Raw genomic sequence first — 14,609 nt, 5'->3', positions numbered from 1 at the left:
GAGTTTTTCAAATGGATACAATCTATCTTGACCATGCCGCCACAACACCTGTCCATCCTGAGGTGGCGAAGACGTATATGGATACGATGAGCGCGGTCTTCGGAAATCCATCTAGCATTCATCACTATGGTCGGAAAGCCCGAAAAGTAGTCGATGATGCCAGAAAAACGATTGCACGCGCCATTCATGCGGACCCGGTAGAGATCATCTTTACATCCGGCGGCACGGAGGCGGATAATATTGCAATCGTTGGCACTGCAACCGCCATGAAAGAAAAAGGAAACCATATTATTACAACGAATATCGAGCATCATGCCGTTCTTCATACGTGCCAGATGCTTGAAAAACAAGGCTATGACGTGACCTATCTGCCAGTGGATGAAGATGGCCGTGTCCAGGCCTGGCAAGTGGAACAAGCACTGACCGATCGGACGATACTCGTAACGATCATGCTCGGCAACAATGAAATTGGCACAATCCAGCCAATCCGGGAAATCGGAACACTTCTTAAAGACCATCAGGCGGTATTCCATACAGACGCGGTGCAGGCATTTGGCATTCTACCTATTGATGTGAATGAATTAGGCGTTGATTTGCTATCCGCCTCTGCACATAAATTAAATGGTCCAAAAGGGATCGGTCTCCTTTATCAGCGAAAAGGCATGAATACAACGCCTCTTCTATATGGAGGAGAGCAGGAACGAAAACGTAGGGCCGGTACGGAAAATGTGACGGCGATGGCTGGATTTGCAAAAGCTGTAGAAATTGCACAAGCTGGCATGGAGGCGAACCGGCAGACATATGAAGCGTATGCCTCCACACTACTCTCTGTTCTGGACAAGCATTCTATTGCTTATGAGGTGAATGCTGGAAGTGCTGAAAGATTGCCCCATATTGTAAATATCAGTTTCCCAGGTACGGATATCGAATCATTGCTCGTCAATTTGGATATGGAAGGTGTTGCTGTCTCAAGCGGTTCAGCTTGTACAGCAGGCTCCTTGGACCCATCCCATGTACTGACTGCGATTTGCGGAAAAGAGTCTTCGAAATTGCGGAATTCAGTCCGTTTCAGTTTCGGCTATGGTTTGGATGAACAGAAGGTCGCAGACGCGGCTGAAAGGGTGGCTCGGGTTATACAACGTCTCGTGAATTGAAAAGATAAAGGATGAAACAATATATGAGAACTACGAAAGCAGTAGAAAACACACGCGTCGTCGTCGGCATGTCTGGCGGCGTCGACTCATCAGTAGCCGCGCTGTTGCTGAAAGAACAAGGATATGACGTCATCGGTATCTTCATGAAAAACTGGGATGACACAGATGAATTCGGGGTTTGTACAGCGACAGAAGATTATGAGGATGTCATTAGTGTCTGCAATGAAATCGGCATTCCCTATTATGCGGTAAATTTTGAAAAGCAGTATTGGGATAAAGTATTCACTTATTTCCTTGAAGAGTACAAAGCAGGCCGAACGCCGAACCCAGATGTCATGTGCAATAAAGAAATTAAATTCAAAGCATTTCTTGACCATGCGATGAGCCTGGGGGCGGATTTTCTTGCGACTGGCCACTATGCGCAAGTCGTGGAAACGGAAGATGGCGTTGCGATGCTGCGAGGCAAGGATAATAATAAGGACCAGACGTATTTCCTCAATCAGCTGACTCAGGAACAATTGAGTAAAGTCATGTTCCCGATCGGCAATCTGGATAAGAGCGAAGTGCGCCAAATAGCAGAACGGGCCGGTTTGACGACTGCTAAGAAGAAAGACTCCACAGGAATCTGTTTCATTGGGGAACGCAATTTCAAAGAGTTTCTCGGCCAGTATTTGCCGGCACAGCCTGGAGCTATGAAAACGATGGAAGGGGAGACCGTCGGCAAGCATGATGGTCTGATGTATTATACAATCGGCCAACGCCACGGACTTGGCATCGGAGGAGCGGGCGACCCTTGGTTCGTTCTAGGGAAAGACTTGAAAAATAATGTACTTCTCGTTGGCCAGGGCTTTCATAACGATGCATTGTATTCGGATAGCTTGACTGCGGTAAACACCAGCTTCACAACTGCTCGAAAAATGCCGCAAACATTCGAATGTACAGCCAAATTCCGTTATCGTCAGCCGGACACGAAAGTGAAGGTTGAACTCCTGGAAGGAGACCGCGCAAACGTTGTGTTCGATGTTCCGGTCAGAGCAATTACGCCGGGCCAAGCCGTTGTTTTTTATGACGGTGAGGAATGTCTAGGCGGAGGGACAATTGACACGGTCATCAAAGATGGAAAAGAACTGGATTATGTCGGGTGAGGGGCAGATAACACGATGGAATATAACGAAATGGGAATTCAATCCTTACAGCAAGGTGAATATGAGAAAGCAATTGAAGCATTTGTGAAGGCAGCTGAGCAGGAGCCTGACAATCCAGTTGGCTATATCAATTTAGGAAATGTCTTCACAGCTGTCGGCGATGTGGAACGGGCGGAGCGTTTTTTCCAAAAAGCATTGACGCTGGACGAGGAGGCGGTCACAGCCTATTATGGGCTCGCCAATCTTTATTACAATAATGGGCGATTTGAAGAAGCGGCCAAATTGTATGAAAAGGCAGTGCGGAGCGGCATGGAGCAGGCGGACGCCTATTTCATGCTCGGCAAAAGCCTGGAGCAGGGGGGCAATGAAAAGTTGGCGCTGCCTTATATGCAGCGTGCGCTTGAACTCGCTCCAGAAGATTTGGAAATTCAGCTTTCGTACGGAATTCTTCTAGCTAAATTGGAATTATTTAAGGAAGCCGAAAAAGTGCTGCGTGAATTGGTCGAGAAAGATCCGGAACATCCAGATGCACATTATAATTTAGGGATGGTTTATGCGGTGTCGACCGATCAGAAAGAAGATGCACTTTACCATTTGGAACGTGCCTTCACGATCGAGCCAGACCATGTCCAATCGAAATATATTTATGACATGATCAAGCAAGGCGATGCTGATAAGTAATAGATTACAGGTAAGGCGGTGAATGATATGGAAGAGTTATTCGGCAACGAGAGGAAAGAGGAAGTTTTTTTGGTCGGACGTCCGGTCGTTACGATCTTCCATAATCCCACCAATCTGTTTACGATAGCCAAGCTGAAAATCAGCAAGACGAATTGTGGGTATGGTGACAAAGAAATTGTAATCAAAGGTAACTTTCCACAGCTGACGGAAAATGAGGAATACCGCTTCACAGGACGGCTTGTCAAACACAATACATACGGCGAGCAGTTCGATGTCATGACCTTTTCGAAGGAGATGCCTGAGACGGAGGATGGTCTTGTTCATTATCTGTCAGGGGATCTCTTTCCTGGCATTGGCAGAAAGACTGCGGATACGATTGTTAAGACGCTTGGAAAAGACGCCATTCGAAAAATAGTGGAAAATCCCTCTGTGCTTGACGCTATACCGAAGCTATCGGATGAACGGAAAGAAACGCTAACTTCCGTGCTTCAGCAGAACTTAGGTCTCGAGAGGACAATCGTCCAGCTGAATGAGTGGGGTTTCGGCCCCCAGCTCGCCATGCGGATTTATCAAACATATCGCGAGGAATCGATTGAGCGATTAACTGAAAATCCGTATCGTCTTATTGAAGAAATAGAAGGAATCGGCTTTCAGCGGGCGGATGAGCTCGGCAGGCAGCTTGGCATGACCGGGCAGCATCCGTCCCGTGTGAAAGCGGCTATTTTGCACTATATGAATCAAGCGGTCCAATCAGCGGGCCATGTTTATTTGCTTGCGGATGATGTATTACCTGAAGTAAAGCGCATGCTGGAAGCAAGTCAGCCCGAGGAGATTCCATATGACCGCATTTCCCAGTCAATTATTGAGCTGGTGGAAGAATCCAAGCTGTGCGCCGAGGAACGGAAACTGTACATCCCTTCCCTCTACTTTTCTGAGCTTGGCATTGCCTCGAAACTGGATCGGTTGTTGAAAAGCGAGAAAGCGGATGCGTTTCCCGCTTCCGAAGTTAGGAAAGCGATCGGAGAAGCGGAGGAACGGCTCGGCGTGACGTATGCCGAAACGCAAGCAGCTGCAATTCAAACGGCCCTTCACTCGTCTGTCATGATTTTGACTGGCGGGCCGGGTACCGGAAAAACGACAGTCATTAGGGGACTAGTCGAAGTATATGCGGAATTGCACGGACTTTCCCTGGATCCAAAGGAATATGCCAAAAAGCAGGAACCTTTCCCGATTGTATTGGCAGCCCCCACAGGACGGGCAGCAAAACGGATGTCCGAATCGACTGGACTTCCCGCGATGACGATCCATCGTCTTCTCGGCTTCACTGGACAGGAAAAAGATGAGGCGGAAGGCAGGGAAGTCGAAGGCAGGCTGTTGATCATCGACGAGATGTCGATGGTCGATACATGGCTTGCTCATCAGTTGCTGAAAGCGCTGGACGATGAAATCCAAATCTTGTTTGTAGGTGACCAGGATCAGTTGCCGCCTGTAGGACCGGGACAAGTCCTGAAGGATATGCTGGAGTCTGGAAAAATTCCGGTCGTTGAATTGAAAGAGATTTACCGGCAAAGCGCGGGTTCCACGATTATTGAAATGGCCCACATGATCAAGCGCTCTGAATGGAATGACAATCTAATCAAAAAGACATCAGACCGTTCGTTTATCCGCTCGAATGGGGATCAGATTATGAATGTCGTGGAGCAAGTGCTGAAGAATGCATTAGCAAAGGGCCATTCCATTAAAGACATCCAGGTGCTTGCGCCGATGTATAAAGGCACAGCGGGCATTGATGGTTTGAATAAAATGATCCAAGAGATGGTCAATCCGCCGGGTCCCGATCGGAAGGAAGTCGTTTTTGGAGATGTGACCTACAGGATCGGAGACAAAGTGCTTCAGCTTGTCAATCAACCGGAAAGCAATGTATTCAACGGAGATATGGGCGAGGTCATTGCCATTTTGAAGGCAAAGGAAACGGTCGACAAGAAAGAAATGCTCGTCGTCTCGTACGACGGTATCGAAGTCACATACGAACGAAATGATTTGAATCAAATTACATTGGCTTATTGCTGTTCTATCCATAAGTCACAGGGCAGCGAATTCCCGACTGTCATCATGCCAGTCGTCAGAAGTTACCGGAAAATGCTGCGGCGCAACTTGCTTTACACCGGAATTACCCGTGCTAAAAATTTCTTGATACTTTGCGGAGAACCGTCGGAATTCAGGGAAGGAATTAGCAGGACGGATGAACTGGCACGCCAGACGACCCTGAAACAGAGGCTTCAGCTCGGTGAACTGCCGACAGGAGAGGACATTACGGAAGCACCTCTTGTAGCGGATGCAACTGTAGACAGGACTGAAGAGTCCTTGCCTTCTCATGCGGAGAAAGAACCTGCAACAGAGCCGATTGGCGGAAATAGTCCGGAAGAGGTCGAGGCAGAGAGTCAGGACAATATGCAATTGACGAAGGACAATGTCTTGTCAATTGATCCGATGATTGGCATGCAAGGAATGACGCCTTATAACTTTATGGAGGCGACGGATTGACAGGCCAACAATAATTCCCTATAATTCGAGTATCATACGTAATGCGTTGAAGGAGACAGTACGCTTATATCGCTTGAAAAGAGAGGAACCTCGTGGCTGAAAAGGTTCTCATGGCGAATAGGTCGGAACGCTACTCTGGAGTGCAACTAATCATTGCCGTTTGCCGCGTTAAGGCTTCTGAGATACCGGATATATTCTATTCGGTAAATTAGGGTGGTACCGCGAAAATTCACTTCGTCCCTTTGAGGGGCGGAGTTTTTTTATTTTTCGGCGCACCCCTTTGGAAAAATTGAATGGAGGTTAGCAAGATGAAAAAATTGACAGCTGCGCAAATTCGTAAAATGTTTTTGGATTACTTTAAAGAGCATGGGCATAGTGAAGAGCCATCCGCTCCCCTCGTTCCAATTGACGATCCTTCTTTGCTCTGGATTAACAGCGGAGTTGCTACGTTAAAGAAATACTTCGATGGACGGGTTATTCCTGACAACCCACGGATTGTTAACGCTCAAAAATCAATTCGAACAAATGATATCGAGAACGTCGGAAAGACGGCTCGTCATCACACGTTCTTCGAAATGCTTGGCAACTTCTCCATCGGAGATTACTTCAAGGAAGAAGCGATTATCCGTGCTTGGGAATTCCTGACGGACGACAAGTGGATCGGATTTAATCCGGATTTGCTTTCCGTTACAGTCCACCCGGAAGATGAAGAGGCATATATGATCTGGAAAGACAAAATCGGCATTCCGGAAGAACGGATCATTCGTCTGGAAGGAAACTTCTGGGATATTGGTGAAGGCCCGAGCGGCCCGAACTCCGAGATCTTTTATGATCGTGGACCATCCTATGGCGATGATTTCTCTGATCCTGAACTGTACCCAGGGGGAGAAAACGAGAGATATTTAGAGATCTGGAATTTGGTCTTTTCTGAATTCAACCATAATCCGGACCATACGTACACGCCGCTTCCAAAGAAAAATATCGATACCGGCATGGGCTTGGAACGGATGGCATCTGTCATTCAAGATGTTCCGACCAACTTCGATACAGATCTGTTCATGCCGATCATCCATTCCGTTGAGAAGTTGTCTGGCGAAGCATACGGTTCCGATGCTGTGAAAGATACAGCGTTTAAAGTCATTGCGGACCATATTCGAACAGTCGCTTTTGCAATTGGTGACGGAGCGCTTCCTTCCAATGAAGGACGTGGTTATGTCCTCCGCCGTTTATTGCGCCGTGCCGTCCGCTATGCAAAACAACTAGGAATCCAAAAGCCGTTCATGTATGAACTTGTCCCGGTTGTAGGAGAAATCATGGAAGACTTCTACCCGCAAGTGAAGGAAAAACAAGAGTTTATCATGAAGGTTATTAAAAACGAGGAAGTGCGCTTCCACGAAACATTGAACGAAGGACTCTCGATCCTATCAGGCATTATTGAAAAGGCGAAAACATCCGATCATCCGGTCGTTTCCGGTGTAGATGCGTTTAAACTGTATGACACGTACGGCTTCCCGTTTGAATTGACAGAGGAGTATGCAGAAGAAGCAGGAGTCTCTGTTGACCGTGCCGGATTTGATCAGGAAATGGAAAATCAACGGAACCGTGCCCGTGCTGCCCGCCAGGATGTGGACAGCATGCATGTACAGTCAGAGGTTCTTGGGAATATCCATGAGAAAAGCGAATTCATTGGATATGGCCAGCTTGAATGTGATGCAACCATCGTTGCACTGCTGCATGAGGGCCGCCTTGTGGAACATGCTTCCGAAGGACAAGAGATCCAGTTCATTCTCGACCGCACGCCGTTTTATGCGGAAAGCGGCGGACAAATCGCTGACAAAGGAAATCTTTCCGATGATTCGTTCATTGTCGATGTAATGGACGTACAAAAAGCGCCGAATGGACAACATTTGCACACAGCAACGGTCCGTTCAGGCGAAGTGCAAGCAGGAGCAGCTGCCAAGGCAACGGTCAACGAAGAAGACCGTAAGCTGACAATTAAAAACCATACGGCAACGCATTTGCTTCACAAAGCGCTGAAAGAAGTGCTGGGTGAGCATGTTAACCAAGCAGGATCGTATGTCGGTCCGGACCGTCTCCGGTTTGATTTCTCTCATTTCGGGCAAATAACGAAAGAGGAGCTGGAAACGATTGAACGGAAAGTGAATGAAAAAATTTGGGAAGATATCAATGTCGATATTTCTCAAAAGTCGATCGATGAAGCGAAGCAGATGGGTGCCATGGCTCTTTTCGGAGAAAAATATGGCGATATCGTCCGCGTCGTTTCGGTCGGAAACTATTCACTAGAACTTTGCGGCGGCTGCCACGTGGCAACAACGGCTGAAATTGGTCTCTTCAAAATTGAGTCGGAAGGCGGCATCGGAGCAGGCACGCGCAGAATTGAAGCTTTGACGGGCAAAAACGCTTATGTTTCATTCAAAGCAGAAGAGGCTTTGCTGACGAATGCGTCTGCTTTGCTAAAAGCGAATCCGAAAGACATCGTTACGAAAGTCGTCGCAACTTTGGCCGATCTGAAAGAGCTTCAGCGCGAGAATGAATCTTTGTCTGCGAAGCTTGGCAACAGCCAGTTGACTGATATTCTGGCAAACGCAGAACAAATCGATGATGTCACGGTCATTTCTGCACGCGTAGATGTGAAAGACAATAACGGTTTGCGCCAGATGATTGACGAACTGAAACAAAAAGTCGTCAAAGGTGTCATCGTTCTTGGTGGCGCTTCGGAGGGCAAAGTCATGCTGGCGGCAGGTGTAACAGACGATTTAAAATCTGGGAACTTACATGCCGGCAAAATCGTCAATCATGTAGCTTCATTATGCGGAGGAAAAGGCGGCGGACGTCCAGATATGGCGATGGCGGGTGCGAAGGATGCTTCTAAACTTGATGAAGCCCTTCAATCCGTGTATGATTATGTCAAATCCGTCAACTGATCGATTATGCATTTCCAGGTCAATCGCCGAAGGACGCGATTGATTCGGAAAAGGCATGTCATGTATAATGGATAAAGGAAACTTATCCGATTTTTAGTAACGGATGAATGGAAAGCGGGGTGTCGATTATGGATTCATACGACAAGACGATGAAATTCAACTTCCCTGAGGAATCGATGGAGCAGGAAGTGAAACAAGTCATGCTCCGTGTGCACAAGGCGCTGGACGACAAAGGGTACAATCCTATCAATCAAATTGTCGGCTACCTTCTTTCAGGCGACCCGGCTTACATTCCTCGCCATGACGAAGCAAGGAATTTGATCCGTAAGTTGGAGCGCGATGAAATTCTCGAAGAACTTGTGAAATTTTATATCCGGGAAAACGGAGGGCGCCCAATTTGAGGACGATGGGTTTGGACGTCGGATCCAAAACGGTCGGAGTGGCCATCAGTGATGCTCTTGGATGGACAGCCCAAGGCATCGAGACAGTTAAAATCGATGAAAACGCCGGCCAATTTGGTGTGGAAAGAATCAAAAAGCTTGTCACTGAATACGATGTCGACGCTTTCGTAGTCGGCTATCCAAAAAATATGAACAATTCAGTAGGCCCGCGAGGGGAAGCTTCCGAAAAGTATGCAGAATTGCTGAAAGAGGAATTTGGCTTGCCTGTTGTCCTGTGGGATGAAAGATTAACTACAATGGCTGCGGAACGGATGTTGATCGATGCAGACGTCAGCAGGAAGAAAAGGAAAGACGTCATCGACAAGATGGCGGCGGTCATGATACTTCAAGGGTATCTTGATTCAAAAAATAGATGAGGTGATGGAATGGAACATGGACAAGAAACAATGACAATCGTAGATGAGCACGGAGAAGAGCACGTATGTGAAGTTATTTTCACATTCGACTCGGAAGATTTCGGAAAATCGTATGTGCTCTATCATATTTTAGGTGAGAACGAGGACATCGATGATGATGAAGAAATAGAAATCCATGCGTCCGCTTTCATCCCTTCGGAAAATGATGAAGATGGTGAATTGATGCCAATCGAAACGGATGAAGAATGGGATATGATCGAAGAAATGTTGAATACGTTTCTTGCGGAGGAAGACGAAGAATAATTATATGTGCACGGGACGGAATGGTGCAGACCATTCCGTTTTTCATGCGTTTAACGGAGTCGGCTTCAACGTCTTGGCAACGAGTATTCGTACAGGAAAGAGGTGACGTTCTGGATGGAAAATGAATCAAAGAAGGAATCGAAAAAGGACATCATGCTCGATCGGATGAGAGAGCAGAAAAAAGAAGTGAAAATAGTAAGGCGTATCGTCTTTGCCATCGCTTTGATCGTTTTATTGGTCGGACTGATTGGAGGCCGGGCGGTATACAAGTACATAGTGGATTCACTACAGCCCGTCGATCCCGATTCGGAAAAGGTAATTGAAGTGGAAGTTCCAATTGGCTCCGGATTAAATACAATATCCAAAAAGTTAGAAGAGAAGGGGATTATTAAAGATGCCCGAGTCTTCAAGTATTATGCGAAGTTCAAGAATGAATCTCAATTCCAGGCAGGCACATATGGTTTGACAAAAGCCATGACGCTGGATGAGTTGATTCAAAGCTTGAAAACAGGTAAAGTGTACCGCACACCTGTGTTTACGATGACGGTACCGGAAGGATTGACGTTAGATCAAATCGGTAAAATTGTCGAGAAAAAGACCGGTATTTCCGAAAAAGAATTTATGGCGTATATCGATGACGAGAAGACCATCGAGTACTTTATGGGCAAATATCCAAACTTATTGACGGAAGAAATTCGCGGCGAGCAAATCAAGCATCCGCTTGAAGGCTACTTATTCCCCGCAACCTATCCGTTCTATGAGGAAAAGCCTTCACTGGAAACAATCGTCACGAGCATGCTGGACGCCACATCAGCAGCCATCACGCCGTATTACGGCTATTTGGATTCTAATGAGAAATCCGTCCATTGGCTGTTGACGTTCGCTTCCTTGCTCGAGAAGGAAGCGACTGCGAAGGCGGATCGGGAAACGATTGCAAGTGTCTTTTATAATCGTTTGGATGCCAAAATGCCTTTGCAGACCGATCCAACCGTGCTGTATTCGCTAGGCGTGCATAAAGATCGTGTCCTCTATTCTGACTTGGAAGTGCAAGATCCATATAATACGTACCAAAACCAAGGCTTGCCGCCAGGGCCAATCGCTGGAGCAGGAAAATCCTCCATCGAAGCGGTCGTGGAACCTGCAGAGACAGACTATCTTTATTTCCTTGCTGATAAAGAAGGAACTAACCATTTTTCCAAGACATATGACGAGCATTTAAAGAAACGGGCTCAATATTTGTCTGAAGAATAAGGGAAAGTCGTATGAATGGAAGTGAAAAGCATGAGCGACTATAATCAATACATTGCAGATTTAAGCGATGTGGAAGATCAGTTAATTCCGGAAATGGAAAGCCTTGCCCGCGAGCAAAATGTGCCGATCATGAATCGCAGCGGGATTGATACATTTATCGGCCTGCTTCGCATACAGCGTCCACATGCCATTCTAGAGATAGGAAGTGCAATCGGCTATTCCGCTATCCGGATGGCAATGGCTTTGCGAGGCACATCGATTACGACGATTGAACGGGATGCTGATCGTTACAGTATGGCAGTTGAATTCATCCAACGGAGCACCGTTTCGGACCGTATCCGCATTATTGAAGGGGATGCGCTCCTTCTGGAAGAAGACAAACTGCCGGACACGGAATATGACGCGCTTTTCATTGACGCGGCAAAGGGTCAGTATAAAAGGTTCTTTGAAAAATACGCGGCATTTGTAAAGCCGGGCGGCATCATCTATTGTGACAATATGTTCATGCATGGAGCTGTATTGACACCGGACGGGGAGCTGCCGAAACGGAATCGGACGATGATCCGAAACTTGAAGGAATTCACTAAATGGATTATGTCCCATCCGGACTACGAAACGACGCTTCTGCCGGTCGGTGATGGCATATTGATCGCAATAAAAAAATAGAAACATTCCTGACTAAGGAGGAACATGCATGAACGGAACAAAACCCCTTGTCATCGGAATCGCCGGTGGTTCAGGGTCCGGCAAGACGAGCGTTACAAACCGCATTTACAACGTATTCAAGGAACATTCTGTCGTCGTTATTGAACAGGATTATTATTATAAGGACCAGTCGCATTTGGAATTCGAGGAGCGATTGAAGACCAATTACGACCATCCTCTCGCATTCGATACCGATCTTTTGATCGAACATGTCGGAATGCTGCTAGAGCGGACATCCATATCTAAGCCGGTGTATGATTATGCGCTGCATACCCGTTCAAATGAAACGATAGAAATTTCGCCAAAGGATGTCATCATCCTGGAAGGTATTCTAGTGCTAGAAGATCCAAGGCTCCGGGAATTGATGGATATTAAGCTGTTTGTCGACACGGATGCCGACTTGCGGATCATCCGGAGGCTGATGCGGGATATTCAGGAACGGGGAAGAACGATCGATTCCGTCATCGACCAGTATTTGACCGTTATACGGCCCATGCACAATCAATTCATTGAACCGACCAAACGGTATGCGGATCTTATCATTCCGGAAGGCGGGCATAACGAAGTTGCCATTGACCTAATGGTGACGAAAATAAAAACAATTCTTGAATCTGGAACCAAATTGTAATATGATGGGTTCAGAATTCAATAGAAACGAATCCTATGTCGCATACCTCTCGTAGGAGCGGCATAGTGTTTTTATGAACAGGATTATGAGGAGTGTTGTGAAATGGTTTCTGAAAAAAAATACCCAATGACAGTATCAGGTAAAAAGAAGCTGGAAGAAGAATTAGAATACTTGAAAACTGTAAAACGTAAAGAAGTAGTGGAGCGGATTAAGATTGCCCGTAGTTATGGCGACCTATCTGAAAACTCGGAATACGATTCTGCTAAAGAAGACCAAGCATTCGTGGAAGGTAAAATTTCGACTTTGGAATCAATGATCCGCAATGCGGTAATCATCACAGAAGATGAATTGAACAATGACGAAGTACAGATTGGGAAAACGGTTACATTCAAGGAATTGCCAGATGGCGATGAAGAAACATACACCATTGTCGGCTCTGCGGAAGCGAATCCTATTGAAGGTCTTATCTCGAACGACTCGCCAATTGCAAAAGGCCTGATCGGCAAAAAGAAAGGCGACGAAGTCAAAATCATGACGCCGGGCGGAGAAATGTCCGTCACGATTGTAGAAATTAAATAATCAGCTTGCTAAAGCTTAATGGAAGAGCGATGAGACATTTGATACACGTCCCATCGCTCTTTCTAATTGAAAGGCCTAGGCCTTGTTCGAGTGGAGAGGGTTGTTTGCACCAGGCAATTGTCTTCATCTTTCATCTCCGGGCAGCGCGTTTCTTACTGAAAGCTTTCTGGAAAGTGTTTCGGAGCTGTTGCAATCATTGAAATTTAATTAAATGAAACCTATTCGATTGAAAAAGAGTCAAATAGAGTAGTATCCTTTTGAGAAGGAAAGGGGAGGATTTTATGCCAAATCAAGATCCCAATTTTTCGAGGGTGAATCGCAAACGGAATAAAAGTCGATCCAATTTGATATTAAATGGCTTAATTGGCCTTGTTGTCGTACTCATTATCATAGTAGGAGCCTCTATCATCATAGGGGGCAAGGATGAAACGAAAGAAAAGGATCCAGAAACCGTTGAGACGAGCGGAGCAGCTGGAGATGAGTCTGAGGGTCCTGGCATGGAAGAAGAGCAGCCGGAAGACGGTTCCGAGCAGAACAGTGTGGATGAAAATGATACGGCTGGCGAAACGGAATCGGGCAACGACGCCTCAGATACCGATGGACAGACTGAATCTGATCAGGAAACGACTGTGACGGACGAAGAGGCAGAAGGGAAACTGGTGTCCGTGACACCGACCGATGAAAAAGTGGTGACAGAAACGGTTGTCAACGAATCATGGGCACCAATCGGTACTGCACAAAGCGGAGAACATGTGTCATCCTATGACGGAGAATCAGTCGACTGGAATGAGAAAAAGAAAGCACTTGCTTATGCGACTGGCCTTTCGGAGGATTCCATGATTTTTTGGAAAATCAAAAACGGCGGCGGACCACAAAAGTCGATCGGCATCGTTTCTACTCGAGATAAATCCCAAATGTATAGAGTTTATCTTGAATGGGTTGACGGACAAGGCTGGCAACCTGTTAAAATGGATAAGTTAAGCACATTGGATTTTGACTACTGAGTGGAGGGAATGGCATGAAAATAGCAATCATCGGAGCGATGGAGCAGGAAGTGGAAATTCTGCGGGAAGCGATAACTTCCAAAACATCAGCCGCTGTAGCGAATTGTGAATTTATTGAAGGTAAGTTGGATGGGAAGGACGTCGTGCTTGTCAAAAGCGGCATAGGTAAGGTGAATGCGGCTATAGCGACTACATTGCTGATTCAGCTGCATCAGCCGGACGTCGTCATTAATACCGGTTCGGCAGGCGGTTTTTCGGAAACGCTGGACGTGGGCAGCGTTGTCATCTCGGATGAAGTCCGACACCATGATGTCGATGCCACCGCTTTCGGCTATGAGATTGGTCAAGTTCCTGGCATGCCGGCCGCTTTTATGTCGGATGAAAAACTAGCTGCGATCGCTAAAGAGGCGGTCGTGGAAGTGGGCGGACATACGTATGCCATCGGGCTTATTGCTTCAGGCGACGTGTTCATGAGCGATCCTGCACGGGTGGAACAAGTGAGGGAAGCGTTCCCGAATATGATTGCTGCAGAAATGGAAGCGGCGGCTGTTGCGCAAGTTTGCCATCAGTTCAATATGCCGTTTGTTGTGATTCGTGCACTCTCAGATATTGCAGGAAAAGAATCATCCATCTCGTTTGATGAATTTTTACCGACGGCTGCCAAACATTCGTCGGAAATTGTTCGGAAAGCGATATCGAAATTGTAAGACGGGTATGGTATGATGGAGTGAAGAACCTGTACAAGCGAGGAGTGATTTTCTTATGTTTTTCTTGATGACTGGAGCTTTCGTTGCAACAGCGGTCATTGCAGTTGTTATTATGCGTGAAGTCAGCACAGACTGATTGAATGATC

Annotated in this window: 14 protein-coding genes and 1 other annotated feature; all 14 genes read left to right on the top strand. The window is 46.6% G+C overall.

From position 1 onward, the window contains the following. Positions 1-11 precede the first annotated feature (11 nt). Positions 12-1,154 (top strand): cysteine desulfurase family protein, encoded by a 1,143-nt coding sequence (locus tag ACSW3C_RS00830; RefSeq protein WP_486560348.1) that lies wholly within the window; start codon positions 12-14, stop codon positions 1,152-1,154. 23 nt (positions 1,155-1,177) lie between these two features. Next, positions 1,178-2,299 (top strand): tRNA 2-thiouridine(34) synthase MnmA, encoded by a 1,122-nt coding sequence (gene mnmA, locus ACSW3C_RS00825; RefSeq protein ID WP_486560346.1) that lies wholly within the window; start codon positions 1,178-1,180, stop codon positions 2,297-2,299. A 15-nt stretch (positions 2,300-2,314) separates the two neighbouring features. After that, positions 2,315-2,980 (top strand): tetratricopeptide repeat protein, encoded by a 666-nt coding sequence (locus ACSW3C_RS00820; protein WP_486560345.1) that lies wholly within the window; start codon positions 2,315-2,317, stop codon positions 2,978-2,980. Between the two features lie 27 nt (positions 2,981-3,007). Further along, positions 3,008-5,524, top strand: coding sequence for an SF1B family DNA helicase RecD2 (gene recD2 / locus ACSW3C_RS00815; protein ID WP_486560344.1), 2,517 nt, complete (start codon positions 3,008-3,010; stop codon positions 5,522-5,524). Between the two features lie 37 nt (positions 5,525-5,561). Beyond that, positions 5,562-5,769: a binding site (T-box leader), on the top strand. A 63-nt stretch (positions 5,770-5,832) separates the two neighbouring features. Beyond that, the gene (gene alaS / locus ACSW3C_RS00810) at positions 5,833-8,469 is read left to right on the top strand and encodes an alanine--tRNA ligase (protein WP_486560343.1); all 2,637 of its coding nucleotides are present in this window, start codon (positions 5,833-5,835) and stop codon (positions 8,467-8,469) included. Positions 8,470-8,597: 128 nt separating this feature from the next. Beyond that, a complete protein-coding gene (locus ACSW3C_RS00805; protein WP_184210327.1) occupies positions 8,598-8,870 on the top strand; it encodes an IreB family regulatory phosphoprotein in 273 nt (90 codons plus the stop codon). Then, a complete protein-coding gene (gene ruvX / locus ACSW3C_RS00800; protein WP_238082213.1) occupies positions 8,867-9,286 on the top strand; it encodes a Holliday junction resolvase RuvX in 420 nt (139 codons plus the stop codon). Before ACSW3C_RS00805 ends, ruvX begins: the two co-directional genes overlap by 4 nt. Positions 9,287-9,295: 9 nt before the next feature. Then, positions 9,296-9,589, top strand: a complete 294-nt coding sequence (locus ACSW3C_RS00795; protein WP_238082211.1) for a DUF1292 domain-containing protein — start codon at positions 9,296-9,298, stop codon at positions 9,587-9,589. Positions 9,590-9,703: 114 nt separating this feature from the next. Beyond that, positions 9,704-10,840, top strand: coding sequence for an endolytic transglycosylase MltG (gene mltG / locus ACSW3C_RS00790; protein ID WP_486560342.1), 1,137 nt, complete (start codon positions 9,704-9,706; stop codon positions 10,838-10,840). Between the two features lie 30 nt (positions 10,841-10,870). Continuing rightward, positions 10,871-11,506 (top strand): O-methyltransferase, encoded by a 636-nt coding sequence (locus tag ACSW3C_RS00785; protein ID WP_486560341.1) that lies wholly within the window; start codon positions 10,871-10,873, stop codon positions 11,504-11,506. A 28-nt stretch (positions 11,507-11,534) separates the two neighbouring features. After that, positions 11,535-12,173: a uridine kinase gene (gene udk / locus ACSW3C_RS00780; protein ID WP_486560340.1), complete on the top strand. Its 639-nt coding sequence runs from the start codon at positions 11,535-11,537 to the stop codon at positions 12,171-12,173. Between the two features lie 102 nt (positions 12,174-12,275). Then, on the top strand, positions 12,276-12,752 hold the full coding sequence (greA, locus tag ACSW3C_RS00775; protein ID WP_238082203.1) for a transcription elongation factor GreA: 477 nt from the start codon (positions 12,276-12,278) through the stop codon (positions 12,750-12,752). A 281-nt stretch (positions 12,753-13,033) separates the two neighbouring features. Continuing rightward, a complete protein-coding gene (locus ACSW3C_RS00770) occupies positions 13,034-13,756 on the top strand; it encodes a YrrS family protein (RefSeq protein WP_486560338.1) in 723 nt (240 codons plus the stop codon). A gap of 14 nt (positions 13,757-13,770) precedes the next feature. Beyond that, the gene (gene mtnN / locus ACSW3C_RS00765; protein ID WP_486560337.1) at positions 13,771-14,463 is read left to right on the top strand and encodes a 5'-methylthioadenosine/S-adenosylhomocysteine nucleosidase; all 693 of its coding nucleotides are present in this window, start codon (positions 13,771-13,773) and stop codon (positions 14,461-14,463) included. Positions 14,464-14,609 lie beyond the last annotated feature (146 nt).

Source organism: Sporosarcina sp. AD_1, from assembly GCF_057373025.1.
The sequence above is the reverse complement of the archived record's forward strand: the minus strand, read 5'-3'. Positions and strand labels throughout refer to the sequence as shown.

What these genes read in the sequence shown, in the direction of transcription:
- ACSW3C_RS00830 (WP_486560348.1), top strand. Translation starts at nt 12, where the DNA reads ATGGATACAATCTATCTTGACCATGCCGCCACAACACCTGTCCATCCT.
- mnmA (WP_486560346.1), top strand. Translation starts at nt 1,178, where the DNA reads ATGAGAACTACGAAAGCAGTAGAAAACACACGCGTCGTCGTCGGCATG.
- ACSW3C_RS00820 (WP_486560345.1), top strand. Translation starts at nt 2,315, where the DNA reads ATGGAATATAACGAAATGGGAATTCAATCCTTACAGCAAGGTGAATAT.
- recD2 (WP_486560344.1), top strand. Translation starts at nt 3,008, where the DNA reads ATGGAAGAGTTATTCGGCAACGAGAGGAAAGAGGAAGTTTTTTTGGTC.
- alaS (WP_486560343.1), top strand. Translation starts at nt 5,833, where the DNA reads ATGAAAAAATTGACAGCTGCGCAAATTCGTAAAATGTTTTTGGATTAC.
- ACSW3C_RS00805 (WP_184210327.1), top strand. Translation starts at nt 8,598, where the DNA reads ATGGATTCATACGACAAGACGATGAAATTCAACTTCCCTGAGGAATCG.
- ACSW3C_RS00795 (WP_238082211.1), top strand. Translation starts at nt 9,296, where the DNA reads ATGGAACATGGACAAGAAACAATGACAATCGTAGATGAGCACGGAGAA.
- mltG (WP_486560342.1), top strand. Translation starts at nt 9,704, where the DNA reads ATGGAAAATGAATCAAAGAAGGAATCGAAAAAGGACATCATGCTCGAT.
- ACSW3C_RS00785 (WP_486560341.1), top strand. Translation starts at nt 10,871, where the DNA reads ATGAGCGACTATAATCAATACATTGCAGATTTAAGCGATGTGGAAGAT.
- udk (WP_486560340.1), top strand. Translation starts at nt 11,535, where the DNA reads ATGAACGGAACAAAACCCCTTGTCATCGGAATCGCCGGTGGTTCAGGG.
- greA (WP_238082203.1), top strand. Translation starts at nt 12,276, where the DNA reads ATGGTTTCTGAAAAAAAATACCCAATGACAGTATCAGGTAAAAAGAAG.
- ACSW3C_RS00770 (WP_486560338.1), top strand. Translation starts at nt 13,034, where the DNA reads ATGCCAAATCAAGATCCCAATTTTTCGAGGGTGAATCGCAAACGGAAT.
- mtnN (WP_486560337.1), top strand. Translation starts at nt 13,771, where the DNA reads ATGAAAATAGCAATCATCGGAGCGATGGAGCAGGAAGTGGAAATTCTG.